Source organism: Streptomyces sp. NPDC033216 (genome assembly GCF_055577115.1).
On sequence record NZ_JBVIQK010000001.1, the window covers coordinates 604691 to 622891 of the forward strand.

Consider the following 18201-nt stretch of genomic DNA (forward strand, 5'->3'; position numbering starts at 1 on the left):
AGGGGTAGGGACTTGACGCGAAGGGCGGTCGCGCCGGCCGATGGGACGAGCGAGAGATCAGGCGGTGGCCGGAGAAGGCTCAACCGACGGCACAGGAAAGGCGGCGGGTCCGGCGAGAGCGGGCCGGAAGGGGGCCAGTTCGGGCAGGGCCGGGGTGCGGTCGGCGTGCCGGTTGCAGAGGTTCACGGCCTGGCGCAGCGAGGTGTGCGGGGCGCGGATGCGGTGCCAGCCGCCGGAGGAGTCACCCGCGATGGCGATCCCCCGCATCTCCGCCGGGATCTGGATGGCGGCGAGGACGGCGTCCGGGGAGATGTCGCCGAAGGCCATGTTGGCGCTGGTCTCGTCGTTGACGCGGTGGGCAGTGCGGCCGGTGAGCTGGGCACGGAGCATGGTGATGCCCTTGCCGAGTTCGGAGCCGAAGCGCTGCCCGCAGATCTCCAGGTAGATGCCGGCCGCACGGCCGAGCTGGGCGAGACGGACCAGCGCAGTGATGATCCGGTCCCGCCGCTTCTCCTCCTCCTTGCTCGCGAACAGGGCCAGTTCGGCAACCTCGTCGACCAGGACCACGACCGGAACGGGGCGCAGGTGGTCGGGCAGGTCCCAGATGTCGGCAGCGATCTCCGCGTCCGGCACGTCGACCGTAATCCGCTGCTGGGCACGGATGAGCCGATAGACGTCTGCCATCCGAATCACGAGCGCGTCGAGCAGTTCGGCGGCGGTGTCAGGATTGTCGGCCAGTGCGGAGAACCGGCGGGCCAGCGGGAACAGCTCCACCCCCTGTTTGCAGTCGATGCCGACGAGGGCGACGTCCATCGGGGCGAGTCCGACGACCAGGTTGCGCTGGTAGACGGACTTGCCGGATTCCGTGGCGCCGAGGGTGAGGGCGTGAGGTATCGCCCGTTAGTCGCGGTAGTGCACCGAGCCGTCCTGCCGCAGGGCGACGGGAACCCGCATGGGCCGGGTCTCGGTCGTGGCGGGCATCTGCACCCGCTTGAGTACGTCGTATCCGGTCATCCGCAGCTCTACGACGCCGGACCGCAGCTCACGCGAGGTGACGCCGTACATCGAGAACGAGTGCCGCAGCCGGTCCGAGGCGGCGGCGATGTCGAAGGCGTCCTGGCCCGGGGCGCAGCTTGAGCCGTAGGACCAGGCCGGTGCGAGTCGGCCGCAGCCGCAGGATGCGCGGTGGACGGGACTCCGGCAGCGGGCGGTTGGTGGCCCGGTCCACAGACTGCCCGACTCGCCGGAGCTTACGGGGCCATGATCACTCGCCCCATGGCAGCTCCCGCCCAAAGCCGTTCCGCCGACCGCTCTGTAGAGTGCTGCGCCACGACACGACACGCTCAACTTCAGGGGGACGCCTGGTGTGGAGGACCTTGTTGCCCGGTACGCGTGGGCTGATACCGATGAGCTCGAGGCTTACACCGTCTCCGTGATCGCTGGCAGGACCGAGGACGAGGTGATCCGGGCCTTCGGGGGAGATGCGGACGTGTCGCGCATGATGACGTTCGCCGAGGCCTCGCATGAGCAGGCAAATCAACGCTGCGAAATGCTTCGTGTCGTCACCGCCGAGGGACATGTCGCGGCTGTCGAGTGGGGATACCACGGAAGCATTCCGGAGATCGCCAGGCGAGCCTCAGCCGACGGCGGGGAGTTCTTCAGCGTCTACCGAGACATTAACGCTCGTTACCAGGTCATGCATGCCGTGGACGGACGGGTGGACGGCATGTTCGACCCGTTCGATCTGCTGGATGCAGCCTGGTCGGAACCCCAACCGGACGTGCCTACGTGGGCTGCCGGTGTCTCCTTTCACATGGAAACCCTGTGCGCCGAATCCTTCGCGCTGACGGAGCGCACGATGGGCGTCGCGGTGGACCCCGCATGGATCGACACCCGACTCCCTACCGTGCTCCTCCCCTCACCCAGCGTGCTGTTCGAGGACCCGAAGGCGGCGTGGACCCCGTGACGATCGAATCCCTGAGAGCAGGGCTGGGCAGATTGGCTTCCCCTGCGCGCCGGGTGCGGTGCAGCAGAGCAGCACAGCAACCCCGCCGACCACGGGCGACCGTCCCCTACCGTCAACGCCCGTACGAGCAGGCCGGATGGCCTCAACGACCGCCCCGCCCGTAGTTCGCATCCAGCGGGTCAGCCCGTGCCACAGGCGTGCCAGAAAGAGCGGGGACTCACGGGGAACGGCGGCGGGGAACGGGGCTCCAAGTCCGCCGGCACGGGAGCCAGCATGCACCAGGTCAGCGCCCAACTCGCCCCGCCTCTCTCCTAAAGTGGTTGTCCAGCCCGCTCACCGCGTCCACACCCGCAGGAACTCTTCGGCCGGAATGGCCTCCAGCGGATCCTCTTCAGGATCGACCGCTTGGTCTGTGAGGAAGCCGTGCTCGTCCTCCAGGTGCTCCCAGCTATAACGGTGGAGTTGGCCGGCCGAAGTCAGCTCGGCTTGCTTGAGGACGATCAACGCACCACGGTCGGGGACCGCTTCGATGTACCAGCGGCCGCCCTCCTCGTCCTCGTGGTGGAAGTAGCGCCGTAGGGTGGCGCGCTCGTCGAGTGCTCGGTAGTACGCCACGATCTCCGCGATGCGCTCCAGGTCAGCCACGGAGTCATCGTGTCAGGGTGCGAGTCGCGGTTGCGCCGTTCTGACATCTACGGCTGACATCAACGGCGCCGGACGCCAGCACTTCTAGGTGGTGCAGCATGAACGGCGTGGCCGGGCGGTCGCCCGGCAGGGCCGAGCAGCGATCGAACTCATAAAGCGGTGGTCAGAACGCCACCGCAACTCGATGGCCAGGGACAGATCGCTCTGGCTACGCTTCAGGGATGTGTCGGTATGCGGCTGCCTACAAGCGCCACTTCGTGTGCTTGGCCTGCCGGTCTTCGTTCAAGCAAGGCTTGAAGCCGTCCGGCGATCACCTCTGTCCTCGCTGCCGTCAGCCAATGGTCAACGCCGGTTTCGACGTGGCCATTCCGCGCCGCAGGGACAAGCGGGGCTGGCGCACCCTTGAAGCCACTCTCCGAGCCGGGATCACCTTCCACTCGTGCGGTTGCAGTGGGCCGGGCTACCGCCCCAGAACGTGGTCAGAGGTTCGGGAACGGCGAACCGCCGCAAGCAGGCTTGGTCTCAGCGAGTTCGACGCACTCCAACAACATGATCCAGGGACAGCGCCACCGTCCGAGCAGTGAGTGTCTAACTGCGTGACAACGCCGACACACAACGACGGACGACCGCGAACGTCAGCGGACCATCAATGCAGATGAGCGGCACACAAGCCCCAGGCGCCGCCCCCACCCAAGTTGCTTCGGGACGAAGAGGTCACGTGTCACAGTCCGGGTTCGCCGGCCGGCGACAACTCTTCGTTGTCCTAAAGCCCTGGACGCTGCATCCTCGGCGTATGCCGGTCTCTCCCGACGCCCGCGACCTCTGCCAGTCCGTCTTCGAGGCGGGCCATGTCGAGTTGGCCGTCATGGCTCTGGAGACCTATGCCGGGCCAGATGAGGCGTGGGTCCACCAGGCCGCCATCAGGCTGAGCGAAGGGCAGCTTCACCGTCTGGCCCACTGGTTGAACTCGGCCGAACGAGAACTGGGCACCTTCCGCTGGTACGCCGGCGAACCCTCAGATGTATCACCCGAGTCGCACCGGTTCGCAGTCGAGTTCAGCAACGGGCTGATCGACAAGGATGTCCCCAGGCCACCAGAGCCACGGTAAGCCGTGTGCCATACGCGTGCCAGATCGTGCGGGGAACCACGGGGAACAGTGGAGACTGGCCGCGCAGGTGCCCGAGTCTTCGAATCCGCTGCGCCGCAGGTCAGCGCAGCAATTGTTGGCAAAGAACCCAAGCTTCCCAAGCTCATAGCTCGGTGTTCGAGCGGCGGCATCAGGTGTACAAGTAAGGTCCGCTCCGACCCAGTCGTAGAGGCAGATGGAGGCGGGGACCATGCGGCCTCGGGGCGTCGTCCTGGAAGACGCGGAGCGCATCCAGTGGGGCTTCGCTCCGTTCGTGGGAGTTGGACCACTGCGGTTCGGGATGAGTCATGAGGAGGTGGTTGGCGCGCTGGCTGTGGACCACGCCACCGTGATGGTGCCCGGCAGTTGGGCTGACTTCCACCTTCCGACCTCCCACGGGCCGGCCCTGAGGACCTATTACGCAGGCGTCGACCGCCTTCACGGTATTGCTGTCGACGCTCTGCACGGTCCGCAGGTCGCCATGGACGGGTTGCGGCTGGTCGGGCAGGTGCCATCCAAGCTGGCGGCCCTCTTCGTCGACTACGTGATGTCCAAGGGCTTGAGAGACGACGTCTACTTTTCTCAGGAAGGGGACCCGGGAGCTGATGAACTTGGGGTCGTGCTGCGCGCGCAGCGCGCCGGAGACATGCTGCTCACTCGTCCGGTCCTTGTGGCACGTGAGTGGGCTGATCGCGTCTACGACACATCGGAAGGGCCCATCCCCGACGAGGAGTGGCGGGTGCACGCGTGACCGTCAGGGACACGGCGACCTGCACTGACGAGGCGGTCGCACTTCGTCTCAGTTTCCGTCTCATTCAGCGCCGTTCACGGCCGTTCAGGGAAGACCCGCAGCCGATGCCGGCCGAGGAGCCGACCACGCGTGAACGCAGGTGAACAGCCCCGTACGAGACCAAGCAGAGCACCAACACAGTTGGAAAGCGTGTTGGCGGTGCAGAGCGTCAGCAGGTGTCCGGCCGTGCCGGGGCCGGTTGGGCCTGCCGGACGCCGGTGCATGCCACCAGCGTGTTGCCGTCCTCGGCGAGGAACAGCATGAAGACCCACGATTCGTCGGCAGTCCTAATTTGGCCCAGTCGAACCGGTCGGCCGTATAGGTCGAGGCGTTGCACGGCCCGCGCCAAGCTGGAGGTCTCGATGTCTTTCCGAAGGGTGTGACGGAGCCGACGCTTGTAGACCGTCGCCAGTGACTTCGCTGACGTTGCACCGTCCCAGACAACGTGAGAAGCGCCAGCGCGAAGGGCAGACAAGGCGGCCGACGACGTTTCGTCGCCACCGCCCAGCAGGCGTTCGAGCTGTTCCCGCTCCATGACTTCACCCCCCAGGTCGGGATCCTGCTGTACAGCAACGAAGTCAGCAACCCCAGCAACCGTCAGCGACCGCCACCAACCCGCACGACCCTTCCTACAGCCTGTATGACCCCCGATGACCGATCTCTCCAGAGCTACGGATCAGATGGGCGTCGGGCTGCGGGCCCGGATATCCCCCGCATGCACCGGGGAGCTCCGGCGCTGGGACACCGTCAAAGCCCCAGACAACCGAGGCCGCTTTGCCTACGATGCCCTTCATGCCTCAAGGACGCCCGGCCATCCCGCAGCCAATGCAGCGCCAAGTGCGCGTCGAAGCCGGCCACCGTTGTGCAATCCCAACTTGTCGGGCCACCCCTGTGGAGCTTGCGCATATCCGTCCCTACGCCCAAGTCTTGGAGCACACGTTTGAGAATTTGATCGCGCTGTGCCCAACCTGTCACACGCGCTTTGACCGCGGTGACATCGACGCAAGATCGATGCGTCAGTACAAGGCGAACCTGGGTCTCCTCTCGGGCAGGTACGGCCCTTTGGAACTTCAGGCTCTTCAGTGGTTCGCTGATGACACGACCCGTCAAGAGATCGATATTCCTCGCGGGGTCGACTGGGCGTTCGGCAACCTAACCCGTGATGGGCTGGCCGTGGTCGTGGACCGGCCCCCCACATGGGGCTCGGTGTCAGACGGGTCGATCGGCACCGTCGGCCTGCGGCTCACAAACGTAGGGCACGACGCCGTGCGGAAACTGCTGGATGCCCAGCCCCTGGAGTGAGTGCGCGACGACCAGGTTCAGGCTGACCTGAGCAAGCAGCGGCCTCGGTGTCCGGATGGCCGCCGTTTCAGGACTGAGATGCGTTTCGCAGTCGTTCAGGTGTCTACAGAGGGCATACAGCTCGAACAGGGCCTTCTCTCCTGCGGCTCGTCCGCGCTCCTCCAAGAGGCTGGCTATGGCAGCTTCCTGCTGCTCGCGCATCGCCGCGGCCTGATGCCGCTGTTGGAGCCATCCGCCGAGCAGGGCCCCTCCGGTCCCACCACGGCACCACTGAACTCGATTAGCCCGACCAAGATTTCCGTCTGCATCGACTCCCTACTTCCTGACGGGCGTCACGACGGCGAAGACGCGTTGCCTTCCTCTCGCGGGTCGACGTTGGCGGGGTCGGGGCCCTGCATCAACTCGAAGCGACGCCGCTGGTTCAGCTCGTGCTGCGCGGCTCTGCGCTGCTTCTCCTCTGTCCGCTCGGAGAGGGACGGGAGGGGGTCGGAACGGATGTAGGCCGACAGGAGGTCGGTCAGCTCGTCCGTTAGCTCCGCGAGCCAGCTCACCGCGAAGAAGTGCCGGACACCGGCAGCCCTGAACCGTCTCATCACGATGAGGAGGGATTTCACGCGGTCGCGGAGTTCCCGGTTCGGGATGCGGGCCACAGCTCTCTCGACGTTCTCCATGTGGCCAAACACAATGTCCAGGTATGACGCCCGCTCGTCCGTGGGCATCGTGGCGACGTCGCTCCTGACTGATCCCAGAAACTCCCCGAGCGTGATCAGCTCGCTCAGGGCCCTGTCCGCTGCTTCTTGGCCGATCTCCGCGAGGCGGGCCTCCTGGGCCAGCTTCCTCTGGTGGGACAGGGTGAGCCACACGCCACCGAAGGAAGCGGTCCCACCGACCAAGGCGCCGCCGAAGCCGATGAGACCTGAGAGAACTTCTGGTTGCATGCCGATCATCATGCCGACGGGACCAACCCAATGGGGCTGATCCCGTCAAGTCCTCGGCGGCCGGCTCACCGCTCGTGGACCCGGATCCTCTTGGGAGGGGCTTGGGCGCCTTGAGAATGGCCGGAGAGGACGCTGGCAGTGGCCGGTTGCAGACCGATGCCCCAAGCAGTCAAGGCCGTACTGGCAGATCTCCGACGTCAGCACTGGCGATCTCCAGTGCCCCAGCTAGCAGTCCAGCTCATCGACCCTGCTCATAAAACGAGTACCTCTTCAATGCGCTCACGGAGGTCGTCGTCGCGGTTCAGTCGAGAGCTGTCAGCGTTCGGAACGCCTCTTCTCGTCGGACCCGTCCGGCGTGACGCAACAAGGAGAGGGACTCGGATCTTGTCCGAGTCCCTCTCTCCCAAGCTTGCCGCAGTACCCGCCTTGCCGACCGTCCCCCTCAGATGCGGTGAGGTTCACTCACTTCCAGGAGGTGGCCGCGGCTGGTCGCGACGCGGAGCACGTCCCGCAGAGCCTGGTGCAGTTCCTAAGCCAACCGTCGCAGGCCTTCCGGACCGGCCTCTTGGTCGTCGAGGGCACCCAAAGCTTCTTCCAACAGTTCAGTGGCCGCTTCCAGTTGTTCCGCTTCGATGTTGTCCGCCAGACGCGACATGTAGCCGCCCCTGTCGTCGGTACTCAGGTAGCAGGGCTTGCCCTCCGGTCCCGACCACGGGAGGAGGCGCAGTTCGTTCCGTGCTGTCATCCTGCCGTCTGCCTCTCGTCGGGGTTGTGATAGGTGGTGAAAACCGCGTCGGCTCGATCCCCTGGAAAGACCAGAAGGGCCGCCTCGACCACTCGGCCGGTGGGGTCGGTCGCGACGCGCGTGATCGCCAGAACTGGCACGGCGGAGTTCGTCCGCAAAGTCGATGACTCGTCCGGCGTCGGCGGGCGGGCGCATACCGTTTCTCGGACAGCAGCCGGCGGAGAGCCGAGTACGGCGAACCTCTTGACCGCCTCCAGGTACGAGGATTCGTCTTCGAGCACTCCGGCCGGCGCCAGGTCGCGCGGGATGTAGATACGGGCCAGTCCGTGCGGTGACTCCCCCTCGTGGCTGACGCAGAAGAACTCCGCGAGAGGGCTGCCCGTCGGCACCCTCAGCAAGGTCGTCAGGTGTCCGTCAGCCTGAACCGTGGCGGTGCGAACGGTGACGCGCAGGGCCGCTTCGGCGGCGGTCCACGGGTCCAGCGTCCCCCAGCCGCCGACGTACATGATCCGGCTGAGAGGGCGGCGGACGAAGTTGCCCTTGCCGTGGATCTTCTCGACGAGGCCTTCGCCCTGTAGCACCGCGAGGGCACTCCGCAGCGTCGCTGTGCTGACCTTGTACTGACCCGCCAAGCCGGTTTCGGACGACAGTCGTTCGCCGGGCTTGAGGTGGCCGGTCGTGATCTGGAGCCGGAGATCGTCGGCGATGTCGTGGGGGCGAGGAGACACGGACCGGGTCACCGTCGCCTCATCATCCGCACGGCGACCAGGCGGGTTCGCGTGTGTATGGTCAGCAACTCGCCCGAGTCGAAGAGGATTTGCTTCGCACCCTGGGAGAGCTGGAAGAGGTCTTGCACCCGGCTGGCACGACCTCCGAGTTGGATGATGTCGCCACGCTGCACGGTGGCCGCGGTCACCTCGACGCTGGATGCCAGCGTGCCGCCGGGTACCCGCTCCCTCACCGCTGCACCCCCGAAGGCGTCGTCTGGCCGGGCATCGAATGGCACAGGCAGTCGCACACCTCATAGACCACCGGGAGGTCGACCGGCGCCGAGGCCGGGGAGGACTCCGCGCAGGCGGGGTGGGTGCCGATCCGGCATGCGGTCGATCGGTAGGGGACGGCCGAGGCGTCCGTGACGCGGGTCTGTCGACGGGGAGGCATCAGTGGACCCCCACCAGGGCCGACCACGCGTCGGCCGGCAAATAGGGGGCGACGACCACTGCACGCGTTCGCATGCGCTTCTCCCAGGCCAGTACGTACGGGCGGACGAGCGCGACGTCCTCACCCCTGAGCGTTTGCCGGTGGTTCACGTCGTCGGAGGCACGCGGGCGGGCGGCCGTCGTCTTGTCCGAAGGCAGGGAGGAGGCGGCGGTGGCCGACGGCTCGGAGGTCGTTAAGGGGCGGCGGTGCCTGCCCTTGGGGAAGTGCCGCTCTCTGGTGAGCGAGACGGCACGGCGGATACGGTTGAGCACGCTGATCAGCTCCTATCGCTGATGGCTCGGTCCCCCGACATCGCCCGTCGTGGGGACCGTTTTGCGTACGACCGCCCAGAGGGTGCGGCCGTTCATGCTGGTGGCCAGGAGCCCGAATCGATCGGCCTCCGCCACTACGTCCAGGACCTCCCGCCATAACTCGGCGGAGAGCGCGTCCGGCACCTCCGCTTCGACCGACGTGTGCCGGGAGTGTTCCTCCACTCTCGTGAGGAGCCCGAGGGCGGACAGCCGGGCGGCGAGGGCCGCCGCGCTAACTCCCGAAGCGGGCACAGGGCAGCCTCCGTCCACCAGAGATCACTTTGAGTGAAGCTGGTTAACTAGATTAAAGCTAGTGGACTAGATTTTCCATATGCCTGAGCAGCCGCCCTATCTCCGCATCGCCGACGAACTCCGGCGGCGGATCGCGGAGCACGTGTGGGAGCCGGGAGACCGCCTGCCCTCCCGCGCCCAGATCGGCCAGGAGTGCGGGGTGGGCGACAACGTGGTCCGCCGGGCGCAGGAGTTGCTGATCTCTCAGGGCGTGTTGGAGGGCCGGGCCGGTTCGGGCACGTACGTCGCCGAGCCCAGGCAGCGGGTGCGGGTGGTTCGCTCATCGGCGCGCGAGCAACCCACCGGGTCCCCGTTCCGCGCCGACATGCAGGCCGTCGGCAGGCAGGGCGATTGGGAGAGCCGAACCGACGCCAAGGTGCCGGCACCGGCGGAGATCGCGACGCGTCTCGGAATCGCCGAAGGCGCCCTGTGCGTCCGAACGGCGTATGAGTTCCTTGCCGACGGCAGGCCGGTGCAACTGTCGACGAGTTGGGAGCCGTACGACCTCACGGCCGGCACACTCGTCGTCCTCCCCGAGGGAGGGCCGCACGCCGGGGCGGGTGTCGTGAACCGCATGGCCGCAATCGGCATCACCGTCAGCCACGCCGTGGAGCAGCCGGAGCCGCGGCAGGCGACCGCCGAGGAGGCGTCGCTTCTCGGCGTCCAGAAGGCAGCGCTCGTCACGCACATCCGGCGGACGTACTACAGCGACGAGGGACGGCCGGTCGAAACCGCGGACATCGTGGTGCCCGCCGCTCACTGCGAGATCGTCTACGAGATCCCCATCAACCGTTAGCGCGACAACTCAGCGTCAGCGTCCTCTCCCCGGCTCGTATCGTGAGCGCATGCGCGACGAGAGACACGATGAACGGCTGTCGGACGCGGAGATGGAGCTGTTCCTCCAGTACATGCACCGGTTCGCGAACCATGACCTGGACATCTTCGCTCTCATGCAGGTGGGCGATGCCGAGCATCCTGCCTATGTGAGCTTCACGAGGGCTCCAGAGGCAGGCCGCGCCCCCTCGGTCTACCGGCGGCCGTAGAGGTCGCCGTCCAGGGCGTGTCGAATACGTGCTGAACGCCGGTCGACGAGATGCCGGACGAAGGAAGCGATGCAGGTCAGCGCCGGTGCGACATTCGACACGCCAGGCGCCTTCTAAGCGCTTGGCCGCAGGTTCGAGTCCTGCCGGGGGCGCTCCCTCCACTCCAGGTGTCCGCTGCATGCCTGGGCAGTAGCCGGACGCGCGCCGCGGTCCGCGTCCTCGCGATCGGCGAGGACCGGGGGACCGGGCGTTCAGGCTGAAGTCCCGGGCTCCGCGCCTACGACCACCCGCACGCCGCCTCCTCCCAGCACCGCGACGGCCGCCGTGTGCGCGCCCTCGACCGTCAGGTCCGCCAGGCTCACCTCGGGCCGTCGGCCGATCTGTTCCGGCCAGTCGAGGACCGCCGGGGCGGCGTCCGGCGCGGACAACTCCAACCCGCGCAACGGCGCACGCAGACCCACCCCGAGTGCCTTCAGCACGGCCTCCTTGCGGGTCCAGGTGCGCAGGAAGGCGGTACGGCGTCCGGGGGCCGGGCGGGAGTACAGGTCCCTCAGTTCCGCGTCGCCGAGCGCCGTGCGCGCCGCCGCGTCGACGTCGAGGCCCACGCCGTCGTCCTCCACGTCGAGCCCCACGGCCGCGCTCCGGCAGACCGCCACCCCGACCACCTCCCCGCTGTGGGTGACGGAGAAGTCGACGTCCGCGTACGGCGACCCCTCCGGCACCGCAAGTCGCACCTTGCCGTGCGGTCCGCCGCAGCGCGGGCAGACGCGGCGCAGTGGGACGTCGGCGGGAGGCAGGCCGAGCAGCTCGGCCAGGGCGAGGCGGCTGAGCGCGCACCCGACCAGGAAGCGCGCCTTGTCGGCCGGCCGGGCCGTGGCCTCGTAGCGGCCGCGCTCCACCGCGTCGAGCAGGCCGAGGAGCGCCGGCCGGGCGTCAGCGGATCGCGCCCACCGCACCAGCACCTCGTGTTCCGTCACGATTCCTCGCCTCGTTCGGCCGATCGACCCACGCCCTAAACTCCTGCTCGTCGTACAAGACACCGACACCAGCGACACCGACGACAGCGACAACGGCGGCGACGCCGTCGACAGCCGACAGCCGACAGCCGACAGCCGACAGCCACGCCAACGGGAAAGCAGCCGGATGCGCCTGCACACACAGGAGTGGGGAACGGGCGACCGCCTCGCCGTCCTCGTCCACGGCATCATGACCGACCACCGCACCTGGCACGAGCTGACACCGGTGCTCACCGGGCGCGGCTACCGCGTGCTCGCGGTGGATCTGCGGGGTCACGGCGCCAGCGCGCGCGGGGAGTACGCGCCCGCGCTCTTCGCCGGGGACCTCCTCGACACGCTCCCGCGCCGGCCCGAACTGGCGCTGGGACATTCGCTGGGCGCACTGGCACTGGCCCTGGCGGTGGAGGAGCTGGCGCCGGCCCGCGCGATCTACTCGGAGCCCGCCTGGCGGCTGAGCGGGTCGGAGGGCGGGCTGGATCCGGCGTTCTTCACGCTGTTCAAGCGCTCTCCCGACCTGCTGACGAGTTTCTCCCGCCCGCGGGACGACGCCGAGGGCGACGATCGGCTCACTGTCGAGCGGCAGGCCCTCGACGCCTGGGACGAGAACACCGCCCTCGCTCTCTCCGCCCACCGCCTCGTCGACCACACCCCGGAGAGGGCCGTCGTCCCCTCGCTGGTCCAGCTGTCGGACCCGAGCACGCTCGTCAGCGCGCGAGGGCGGACCGAACTGAGCCGACGGGGTTTCGAGGTGCGTACGGTGCCCGACGCACCGCACGCGATCCACCGGGACCGGTTCGACGCGTTCGTCGACTCCCTCTCGGGGTGGCTGTGACGTCGGCAGGAGGGAAACCGGCGCGCACCAGATTTACCGCACAGTGAAATCAACGTGCCGCGGAATCACACCGCCCCGGCTCGCGTCGGAGTCAGTGCACCGCACGCAACATGCGCGTCACATTGATCCTCGTCGGCGAAAGGCCGAGTTCCACGCTCTGCATCATCCGTTCGCCGTTCAGTCGGCCATAGGCGAGCAGATCGACGTTGGCCAGGCTGAATTCCGGCCAGGTGTGAATACTCAGATGCGAGGCCGAAAGCAGCAGAATGGCGGTGACGGCGCCATTGGGGAAAACATGCGAGGCCTCACCGAGCACCTGGGCGTTTCCCTTTTCGGCGGCGGTGCGCAGCACTTGGAGGAGGCGCTCCTCGTCGGTCAGGATGCTGTGGTCGCTCACCCATACGTCTACGGCGTAGGAGCACAAATCGTCGACGTTTATGCCCTCGGTGGCGAGGCTGGCGGGGTTGGTCATAGGGAACCGGGGGTCGCGATCCGCTGCCCCCGTCTCCTTTCGCATAGAGGTGCGCTGGTCCGCGCGGCCGAAGGAAGGTGTCGAGGCCGAAAACCGACGCCCGATGTGGCCCAGTATAGCATCCGGGCCGCTCTACGGCTCGCGCACGCATCTTGTCAAGGCGGGCCGGGCCATGCCCCTCACCTCGCCCCCAATAATCTGGGAACAATTATCCGGAAACTTCGGAAAAGACCCGTCGAATTCCTCCGTTCGATTTCCGAATTCTCCGCACCGCGGGCGGGTCAGGTCGACGCCGCGCCAGCCCGTATACTCGATAGACCTGGATTCCATCGCCCGCCCGGAGCAGCTTTGTGAAAAACGCGCCTCGACCCAGCCGGAGTACCCCCGCCGATCGAGTGCTCACGGAAGTCGCGGACGCCGTAAGGCTTCAGGAGGGCCCGCCCGGCGTGCGCTCCGTGCTGCGAGCCCTGCGCCGCCTGGCCCCCGCCTCCACGCGGGACATCAGCCGCGCCACCGGCCTGCCCGTCCCGATCGTGGCCGCTCTGGGCAACGAGCTGCGCCGCCGTGACCTGCTCACCAGGGAGCGCCCGTCCCGGCTGACCCAGGCCGGGCTGGACGTCGTGGCCGAGCTGGGCATGGACCTCACGCTCGACGCCACCTGCGGCACCTGTGAGGGCCGCGAGCTGGTGATCCCCTCCGTCCTGGACGAGGCCGTACGACGGCTGCGGGCCCTGATGGAGTCCGGACCCGCAGCCGACATGGCGATCGACCAGTCCCACTGCACGCCCGAGACCAAGGTGCGCCGCGTCCTCGCGCTGCTCGCGGCGGGTGCGCTGCCCGGCGGCTCCCTGCTGCTGATCGGCGACGACGACCTCGTCTCCCTGGCGGTCGCCGTCGTCGGGGACGTCCTCGGTTCTCCGATCGTCGAGCGCGTGACCGTCGTCGACATCTCCCCCGAGATCCTCGCCTACGTCCGGAAGGTGTCCGCGGAACTCGGCACCCGCGTCGAGACGGTCGAGCACGACCTGCGCCAGCCGCTCCCCGCCGAGCTGCACGACGGCTTCGACGTGGCGATGACCGACCCGCCGTACACCCCGGAGGGTGCCCGGCTGTTCCTGTCGCGCGCCGTGGAGGGCCTGCGCCCCGGCCCCGCGCACAGCGTGTTCTTCTCCTTCGGCGGCAAGAGCCCGGACGAGATGCTGGAGGTCCAGCGCGAGATCATGTCCCTCGGCCTGGTCACCAACGGCTACATCCGCAACTTCAACGAGTACGAGGGCAGCGGCATCCTCGGCGGGGTCGGGTTCTTCCAGCACCTCCTCACCACCACCTCGACCGCCTCCCGGCAGGGCGGCTACGAAGGTCCCCTCTACACGGGTGACAAGCGGACCCGGCAGCGCGAGTACGAGTGCGTGGCCTGCGGCAACCGGCTCCGCGTCGGCCCCGGCGCCCGCTGGACGTCCGTGGCCGCCCTGCGCGCCGAGGGCTGCCCCCGGTGCGGCGAGGGCCCCTTCCGCCCCGGCCGCCTGGTCGCGGCGGACGAGCCGCCGGGCACCCCGGCCTCCCCGGCGGTCGCGGCGGCCGCCGGACCGGTGCCGACACCGGCACAGGCACAGGCTCCGGTGCAGGCGCAGGCACCCGCACCCCCCACCACTCCCGCCCAGCCCCACTCCCGTCCCCAGCCCTCCCAGGAACCCGGCTGGCACCGCCCCACCCCCGAGTCCCGCGCCGCCCTCGAACAGCGGGCGCACCCCTGCCTCACCCGTCAGGCCGACGAGGGCGACCTCCCGGCGATCGGTGAGTTCGAGGCCGAGATCGCCCGCATCTCCTTCGGCGAGGACGCCGTGGACGACCCCGCCCGGCACGCGTCCCGTGTGGGCCGGTCCATGGAGAAGTCGAAGGAGGGCATGATCGTCGCCCAGCGTCCGGGCGGCGAGGTGGTCGGCTGGTGCTGGGTGAGCATCAACCAGAACCAGATGACCGGCGACCGGTACGCCAATTTCCGTTCGCTCGCGGTCGCCCCGCTGGACAACCGCGCCGACGTGGCCGAACTCCTTCTCACCGAAGGTCTGGAGTTCTGCCTGGCCAACGGCATCACGGAGGTCGTCGGCCGCGTTCACGTCGGCAACGTCCCGATGCGCACCGTCTACCGCAAGTTCGGTTTCGACCCCGCCACCCTGACGATGAAGCTGCGTCTTCCGCAGGAGGGCACCCGATGACCGACGCGACCGCGGGACACGGCTCGACCGGTTACGACCCCGACCGGATCAAGTGCGTCGTCTGGGACCTGGACGGCACCCTGTGGGACGAGATCGCGGTGGAGACCCCCACCGACGAACTGCCCGTCCCCCGGCCCGAGACGCTGGCCGCGATCGACGCGCTGGCGGCCCGTGGCGTGCTCAGCAGCATCGCGAGCCGCAGCGCGCCCGCGGTCCTCGACCGGATGGGCGCCGTGCCCGGACTGCGTGAGCGCTTCCTGGCCCCGCAGGTGTCCTGGCAGGACAAGAGCGAGTCGCTGCGCCGGATCGCCGAGGATCTCGGGATCTCCGTGGACGCGCTGGTCCTCGTCGACGACTCCCCGTACGAGCGTGCCGAGGTGGAGGCGCTGTTGCCCGGCGTGCGCACCCTCGACCCCGGCGAAGTGCCCGCGCTGCTCGCGGCGTTCGAAGACCGCGAGGTCACTCCCGAGTCGCGGGAGCGGGTCCGCCGCTACCGCACCGAGGAGACCCGCCGGGCCGAGGGTGAACGCTTCCACGGCACCCGCGAGGAATTCCTGCGCTGGTGCGGCATGCGTCTCGCCGTCGGCGCGGCCGTCGCGGACGAGGTCCCGCGGGCGCTGGAACTCGCCGCCCGCACCCACCGTCTGAACTCCTCCGGCCTGACCCCCGACCGGCTCCGCGCGCTGGTCGCCGAGGACGGGTACGAGCTGTTCACCGCCCGCATGTCCGACCGCTTCGGGGAGTACGGCATCATCGGCGCCGCCCTCGTCGACCGGACCGCCCCCGGTCGCTGGTCGGTGCCGTTGCTGGCGCTCTCCTGCCGGGTCGCCGGCCGGGGCGCCGCGGCCGCGTTCCTGTTCTGGCTGATGGAGCGGGCGCGGGAATCCGGCGGCGCCGGGGAGTTCCGGGTGACGCTGCGGCCGACGGACGCCAACCTGGAGATGCGGATCCTGCTCCGCCAGGCGGGCATGCGCCGTACCGAGGACGACCACGACCACGGCGAAGGGGCGGTCCTGTCCCGCTCCCTGGTCGGCCACGGCGACCTCCCGAAGCCTCCCGCCTGGCTGCACGTCTCCACCCGAGAGGACGCCGACGCGTGACGGACGCCCACACCCCCTCCTCCACGGACCGTACGGCGGTGGAGCGGGAACTCCGCTCGATGATCGCGGAGGCCGCCCGCCTGGACGCCGCCCTGGTCGCCGCACTCCCCGCCGACACCGACCTCTTCGGCCCGGAGATCGGCCTGACCTCGCTGGCCGGGGTGACGCTGCTGGGCGCGGTCGACACCCGGTTCGGCGTCGATGTCGCCGCACTGGACCTCAGTCTGGACAGTCTCCAGTCCATCGCCACCCTGGCCGACTTCGTGACGGCGCATCGGGTCGCGCGTTGAGGCGCACGCCCCCGCGTGTGCGCGGCCACCGGGATCCGGCGGGCGCCGCCGTGACCTGCCCGCGGGGCCGGCGTTGAGAGGGGAGTGCGGCGGCGCACATGCTGCCGTGCGAACCGAATGACTAAGGAGAATGCGATGTCTCGCATCGCGAAGGCGGCCGCTGTCGGCGTCGGCGCCGGCGCCATGATGGTCGGCGGAGCCGGTCTGGCCATGGCGGACGCGGGAGCGCAGGGCGCGGTCGTGGGCGCGCCGGGCGTCCTGTCCGGCAACCTCGTCCAGGTCCCGGTGCACGTGCCGATCAATGTCTGCGGCAACACCGTCAGCGTCGTCGGCCTGCTCAACCCGGCCATCGGCAACACCTGCGCCAACGTCAGCGACCACGACGGGGGCGACGGCGACGAGGGCGAGCACCCCGGCGACGGCGGCTACGGCGGCTGACGTCCGTACAGCGCACCTCGCGGAGGGCCCCGGCACCTCGGGCGCCGGGGCTCTCCCCTGTCTCGGGCTTTCTCCGGGAGGCGGCAGACGTCCGCCCGCGCGGGCTCAGGCGTAGCGGTAGACCCGTCCCGCGTCCTCCAGTTGGTCGGGGGTCGTGTTCCACGGGGGCAGTGGCTGGTGCCGGGCGACGACCCGGCGGAACTGGCTGGTGCCCGGCAGCGGCGGCTCGGCGGGCAGGTAACGGTGTTCGCGGTGGCGCCCCTGCCATCGGGTCCACAGCAGGTCGATGAAGGCGTGGTGCAGCCAGAAGACCGGGTCGTTGACGGACGCCCCGCCGACCATGGCACCACCCACCCACCGGTGCACCCGGTTGTGGTTGAGCCAGGCGGTGCTCTCCCGGAGGCCGGTCCCCCATCCCTCCAGCTTGTTGCGGAAGCCGCGGGTGACCGTCGAGTCCCAGGGCGAGACGTCGTACACCGGGTCCTTCAGCGCCCACTCCACGTCGGCCTTCGTCGGCAGGGTGATCGGGTCGCGGGGTCGGCCCAGGTCGCGGGTGAGGAACTCCGTGTCGGTGACGCCGTCCCTGATCGTCCAGTTTCCGGTGGCGTACGCGAACGGCCCCGTGGTCACCTGCCGGTCGGAGCGGCGCCCGTTGCCGCCCAGGAGGTCCGCGGTCCAGGGCACGGAGGTCGTCGTGCGGTCCCGCGTCCAGTCCCAGTACGGCACCGTCACCGAGGAGTCGACCCGGCGCAGCGCGTTCTCCAGGTCCAGCAGGAACCGGCGGTGCCACGGCAGGAAGGAGGGCGCCATGTGGGCGGTCCGCAGGCCTCTCTCGCCGTCGGAGACGTAGAAGTCGATGTGCATGCGCACGAACTCGTCGTACTCGCCCCGGCGTTTCAGCTCCAGGAGCGCCCTGACGAACCGTCGCCGTTCGTCGGCGGTGAGCGTGCTGACGTCCTTACGGATGTAGGCCATGGTGTCCCCCCGTGTGTGAGTGACGGCTGGCTGCGGGGGCGGCCCGCAGCATCTGTCCGGGTCCCAGTTCGTCGACGGCGGCGCGAACGGCGTCCAGCGGGTCGGCGTACGAGCGGTAGTGGTCGACCATGCTCAGCCAGGTGCCGTCGGCGCGGCGCATGAGATGCAGCGGGCGGCCGTCGACCGTGACCTCCCACTGGTCGCTGTCGCCCACGCGGACCGACGGGGCGAGCCGGCCGATCAGGTGGCGCCCGAGGTAGATCTCGTCGAAAACCGTTTCCCCGGGGCTGGGCCCGGGCTCGTCCCGACGGCGGGCGGGCCGGGAAGCCGCCACGAGCGGGGTGAGCGCGAGGGAGGCGGCGGCGCCGAGCAGCCCGCGCAGCGTGCCCCGGCGTGTTCTGCGTCGCGTCGTCTCCGTCGGGATCGTGGTCCCGACGGCGGCTCCGTCCACGCTGACGACCATGTGTGCTCCTCGTCCGGGTTCGGTTGTCGACAGCGTTAACCG

At 69.0% G+C, this 18201-nt stretch carries 23 protein-coding genes, 1 tRNA gene and 2 pseudogenes; 12 read left to right on the plus strand and 14 right to left on the minus strand.

The annotated features are described in order from the left end of the window. Positions 1-57: 57 nt before the first annotated feature. Positions 58-1222, minus strand: a pseudogene (locus tag ACZ5Y0_RS02575) (FtsK/SpoIIIE domain-containing protein); the annotation flags it as partial. 144 nt (positions 1223-1366) lie between these two features. Here ACZ5Y0_RS02575 and ACZ5Y0_RS02580 point away from each other — a divergent pair. Continuing rightward, positions 1367-1966, plus strand: a complete 600-nt coding sequence (locus ACZ5Y0_RS02580) for a DUF6461 domain-containing protein (protein WP_469126798.1) — start codon at positions 1367-1369, stop codon at positions 1964-1966. Positions 1967-2299: 333 nt separating this feature from the next. On the opposite strand, the gene ACZ5Y0_RS02585 is transcribed toward ACZ5Y0_RS02580, so the two are convergent. Beyond that, the gene (locus ACZ5Y0_RS02585) at positions 2300-2611 is read right to left on the minus strand and encodes a hypothetical protein (RefSeq protein ID WP_469126799.1); all 312 of its coding nucleotides are present in this window, start codon (positions 2609-2611) and stop codon (positions 2300-2302) included. A 793-nt stretch (positions 2612-3404) separates the two neighbouring features. On the opposite strand from ACZ5Y0_RS02585, the gene ACZ5Y0_RS02590 reads away from it, so the two are divergent. Further along, positions 3405-3719 (plus strand): hypothetical protein, encoded by a 315-nt coding sequence (locus ACZ5Y0_RS02590; RefSeq protein WP_469126800.1) that lies wholly within the window; start codon positions 3405-3407, stop codon positions 3717-3719. 319 nt (positions 3720-4038) lie between these two features. Next, positions 4039-4488 (plus strand): hypothetical protein, encoded by a 450-nt coding sequence (locus tag ACZ5Y0_RS02595; protein WP_469126801.1) that lies wholly within the window; start codon positions 4039-4041, stop codon positions 4486-4488. A 208-nt stretch (positions 4489-4696) separates the two neighbouring features. Here ACZ5Y0_RS02595 and ACZ5Y0_RS02600 read toward each other — a convergent pair whose 3' ends face one another. After that, positions 4697-5062 carry a hypothetical protein gene (locus ACZ5Y0_RS02600; protein WP_469126802.1) on the minus strand — a complete coding sequence of 122 codons (366 nt, stop codon included), beginning with the start codon at positions 5060-5062 and terminating at the stop codon, positions 4697-4699. A gap of 290 nt (positions 5063-5352) precedes the next feature. On the opposite strand from ACZ5Y0_RS02600, the gene ACZ5Y0_RS02605 reads away from it, so the two are divergent. Continuing rightward, complete coding sequence (locus ACZ5Y0_RS02605; RefSeq protein ID WP_469126955.1) at positions 5353-5829, plus strand: HNH endonuclease; 477 nt, start codon at positions 5353-5355, stop codon at positions 5827-5829. On the opposite strand, the gene ACZ5Y0_RS02610 is transcribed toward ACZ5Y0_RS02605, so the two are convergent. From ACZ5Y0_RS02610 to ACZ5Y0_RS02640, 7 genes and pseudogenes are all read right to left on the minus strand, one after another. Next, on the minus strand, positions 5737-6030 hold the full coding sequence (locus ACZ5Y0_RS02610) for a hypothetical protein (protein ID WP_469126962.1): 294 nt from the start codon (positions 6028-6030) through the stop codon (positions 5737-5739). The genes ACZ5Y0_RS02605 and ACZ5Y0_RS02610 overlap by 93 nt on opposite strands. A gap of 131 nt (positions 6031-6161) precedes the next feature. Beyond that, positions 6162-6767, minus strand: a complete 606-nt coding sequence (locus tag ACZ5Y0_RS02615; protein WP_469126803.1) for a hypothetical protein — start codon at positions 6765-6767, stop codon at positions 6162-6164. A gap of 442 nt (positions 6768-7209) precedes the next feature. Next, positions 7210-7512, minus strand: a pseudogene (locus ACZ5Y0_RS02620) (hypothetical protein). Beyond that, positions 7509-8252 (minus strand): GntR family transcriptional regulator, encoded by a 744-nt coding sequence (locus ACZ5Y0_RS02625; protein WP_469126804.1) that lies wholly within the window; start codon positions 8250-8252, stop codon positions 7509-7511. Before ACZ5Y0_RS02625 ends, ACZ5Y0_RS02620 begins: the two are co-directional and overlap by 4 nt. Next, on the minus strand, positions 8249-8473 hold the full coding sequence (locus ACZ5Y0_RS02630; RefSeq protein ID WP_469126956.1) for a hypothetical protein: 225 nt from the start codon (positions 8471-8473) through the stop codon (positions 8249-8251). The genes ACZ5Y0_RS02625 and ACZ5Y0_RS02630 overlap by 4 nt, the downstream gene beginning before the upstream one ends. Positions 8474-8672: 199 nt before the next feature. Beyond that, positions 8673-8984: a hypothetical protein gene (locus ACZ5Y0_RS02635; RefSeq protein WP_469126805.1), complete on the minus strand. Its 312-nt coding sequence runs from the start codon at positions 8982-8984 to the stop codon at positions 8673-8675. A 12-nt stretch (positions 8985-8996) separates the two neighbouring features. Further along, the gene (locus ACZ5Y0_RS02640; RefSeq protein ID WP_469126806.1) at positions 8997-9275 is read right to left on the minus strand and encodes a hypothetical protein; all 279 of its coding nucleotides are present in this window, start codon (positions 9273-9275) and stop codon (positions 8997-8999) included. A gap of 79 nt (positions 9276-9354) precedes the next feature. On the opposite strand from ACZ5Y0_RS02640, the gene ACZ5Y0_RS02645 reads away from it, so the two are divergent. The 3 genes from ACZ5Y0_RS02645 (at position 9355) to ACZ5Y0_RS02655 (ending at position 10509) form a co-directional block, all read left to right on the plus strand. Beyond that, positions 9355-10110 carry a GntR family transcriptional regulator gene (locus ACZ5Y0_RS02645; RefSeq protein WP_469126807.1) on the plus strand — a complete coding sequence of 252 codons (756 nt, stop codon included), beginning with the start codon at positions 9355-9357 and terminating at the stop codon, positions 10108-10110. A gap of 49 nt (positions 10111-10159) precedes the next feature. Next, positions 10160-10357 (plus strand): hypothetical protein, encoded by a 198-nt coding sequence (locus tag ACZ5Y0_RS02650; protein ID WP_469126808.1) that lies wholly within the window; start codon positions 10160-10162, stop codon positions 10355-10357. 81 nt (positions 10358-10438) lie between these two features. Then, positions 10439-10509 (plus strand) — tRNA-Arg (locus ACZ5Y0_RS02655). A gap of 99 nt (positions 10510-10608) precedes the next feature. Here ACZ5Y0_RS02655 and ACZ5Y0_RS02660 read toward each other — a convergent pair. Beyond that, the gene (locus ACZ5Y0_RS02660) at positions 10609-11334 is read right to left on the minus strand and encodes a 4'-phosphopantetheinyl transferase family protein (RefSeq protein WP_469126809.1); all 726 of its coding nucleotides are present in this window, start codon (positions 11332-11334) and stop codon (positions 10609-10611) included. 166 nt (positions 11335-11500) lie between these two features. Here ACZ5Y0_RS02660 and ACZ5Y0_RS02665 point away from each other — a divergent pair, with 166 nt between their 5' ends. Next, positions 11501-12205 carry an alpha/beta hydrolase gene (locus ACZ5Y0_RS02665; RefSeq protein WP_469126810.1) on the plus strand — a complete coding sequence of 235 codons (705 nt, stop codon included), beginning with the start codon at positions 11501-11503 and terminating at the stop codon, positions 12203-12205. 91 nt (positions 12206-12296) lie between these two features. On the opposite strand, the gene ACZ5Y0_RS02670 is transcribed toward ACZ5Y0_RS02665, so the two are convergent. Then, entirely contained in the window at positions 12297-12677 is a 381-nt protein-coding gene (locus ACZ5Y0_RS02670) for an S-adenosylmethionine decarboxylase family protein (RefSeq protein WP_469126811.1), read from the minus strand. 446 nt (positions 12678-13123) lie between these two features. On the opposite strand from ACZ5Y0_RS02670, the gene ACZ5Y0_RS02675 reads away from it, so the two are divergent. The 4 genes from ACZ5Y0_RS02675 (at position 13124) to ACZ5Y0_RS02690 (ending at position 16721) form a co-directional block, all read left to right on the plus strand. Beyond that, positions 13124-14893, plus strand: coding sequence for a GNAT family N-acetyltransferase (locus tag ACZ5Y0_RS02675; RefSeq protein WP_469126812.1), 1770 nt, complete (start codon positions 13124-13126; stop codon positions 14891-14893). Continuing rightward, positions 14890-15993 (plus strand): HAD-IIIC family phosphatase, encoded by a 1104-nt coding sequence (locus ACZ5Y0_RS02680; protein ID WP_469126813.1) that lies wholly within the window; start codon positions 14890-14892, stop codon positions 15991-15993. Before ACZ5Y0_RS02675 ends, ACZ5Y0_RS02680 begins: the two co-directional genes overlap by 4 nt. Next, on the plus strand, positions 15990-16283 hold the full coding sequence (locus ACZ5Y0_RS02685) for an acyl carrier protein (RefSeq protein ID WP_469126814.1): 294 nt from the start codon (positions 15990-15992) through the stop codon (positions 16281-16283). Before ACZ5Y0_RS02680 ends, ACZ5Y0_RS02685 begins: the two co-directional genes overlap by 4 nt. A 135-nt stretch (positions 16284-16418) precedes the next feature. Continuing rightward, positions 16419-16721 carry a chaplin gene (locus ACZ5Y0_RS02690; RefSeq protein WP_469126815.1) on the plus strand — a complete coding sequence of 101 codons (303 nt, stop codon included), beginning with the start codon at positions 16419-16421 and terminating at the stop codon, positions 16719-16721. 105 nt (positions 16722-16826) lie between these two features. Here ACZ5Y0_RS02690 and ACZ5Y0_RS02695 read toward each other — a convergent pair whose 3' ends face one another. Both ACZ5Y0_RS02695 and ACZ5Y0_RS02700 read right to left on the minus strand, forming a co-directional pair. Beyond that, positions 16827-17696 carry a tyrosinase family protein gene (locus ACZ5Y0_RS02695; RefSeq protein ID WP_469126816.1) on the minus strand — a complete coding sequence of 290 codons (870 nt, stop codon included), beginning with the start codon at positions 17694-17696 and terminating at the stop codon, positions 16827-16829. Further along, positions 17680-18159: a tyrosinase family oxidase copper chaperone gene (locus ACZ5Y0_RS02700; protein ID WP_469126817.1), complete on the minus strand. Its 480-nt coding sequence runs from the start codon at positions 18157-18159 to the stop codon at positions 17680-17682. The genes ACZ5Y0_RS02695 and ACZ5Y0_RS02700 overlap by 17 nt, the downstream gene beginning before the upstream one ends. Positions 18160-18201: the final 42 nt, after the last annotated feature.

What these genes read in the sequence shown, in the direction of transcription:
- ACZ5Y0_RS02590 (WP_469126800.1), top strand. Translation starts at nt 3,405, where the DNA reads ATGCCGGTCTCTCCCGACGCCCGCGACCTCTGCCAGTCCGTCTTCGAG.
- ACZ5Y0_RS02595 (WP_469126801.1), top strand. Translation starts at nt 4,039, where the DNA reads ATGAGTCATGAGGAGGTGGTTGGCGCGCTGGCTGTGGACCACGCCACC.
- ACZ5Y0_RS02600 (WP_469126802.1), bottom strand. Translation starts at nt 5,062, where the DNA reads ATGGAGCGGGAACAGCTCGAACGCCTGCTGGGCGGTGGCGACGAAACG.
- ACZ5Y0_RS02605 (WP_469126955.1), top strand. Translation starts at nt 5,353, where the DNA reads ATGCAGCGCCAAGTGCGCGTCGAAGCCGGCCACCGTTGTGCAATCCCA.
- ACZ5Y0_RS02610 (WP_469126962.1), bottom strand. Translation starts at nt 6,030, where the DNA reads ATGCGCGAGCAGCAGGAAGCTGCCATAGCCAGCCTCTTGGAGGAGCGC.
- ACZ5Y0_RS02615 (WP_469126803.1), bottom strand. Translation starts at nt 6,767, where the DNA reads ATGCAACCAGAAGTTCTCTCAGGTCTCATCGGCTTCGGCGGCGCCTTG.
- ACZ5Y0_RS02645 (WP_469126807.1), top strand. Translation starts at nt 9,355, where the DNA reads ATGCCTGAGCAGCCGCCCTATCTCCGCATCGCCGACGAACTCCGGCGG.
- ACZ5Y0_RS02650 (WP_469126808.1), top strand. Translation starts at nt 10,160, where the DNA reads ATGCGCGACGAGAGACACGATGAACGGCTGTCGGACGCGGAGATGGAG.
- ACZ5Y0_RS02665 (WP_469126810.1), top strand. Translation starts at nt 11,501, where the DNA reads ATGCGCCTGCACACACAGGAGTGGGGAACGGGCGACCGCCTCGCCGTC.
- ACZ5Y0_RS02670 (WP_469126811.1), bottom strand. Translation starts at nt 12,677, where the DNA reads ATGACCAACCCCGCCAGCCTCGCCACCGAGGGCATAAACGTCGACGAT.
- ACZ5Y0_RS02680 (WP_469126813.1), top strand. Translation starts at nt 14,890, where the DNA reads ATGACCGACGCGACCGCGGGACACGGCTCGACCGGTTACGACCCCGAC.
- ACZ5Y0_RS02690 (WP_469126815.1), top strand. Translation starts at nt 16,419, where the DNA reads ATGTCTCGCATCGCGAAGGCGGCCGCTGTCGGCGTCGGCGCCGGCGCC.
- ACZ5Y0_RS02695 (WP_469126816.1), bottom strand. Translation starts at nt 17,696, where the DNA reads ATGGCCTACATCCGTAAGGACGTCAGCACGCTCACCGCCGACGAACGG.
- ACZ5Y0_RS02700 (WP_469126817.1), bottom strand. Translation starts at nt 18,159, where the DNA reads ATGGTCGTCAGCGTGGACGGAGCCGCCGTCGGGACCACGATCCCGACG.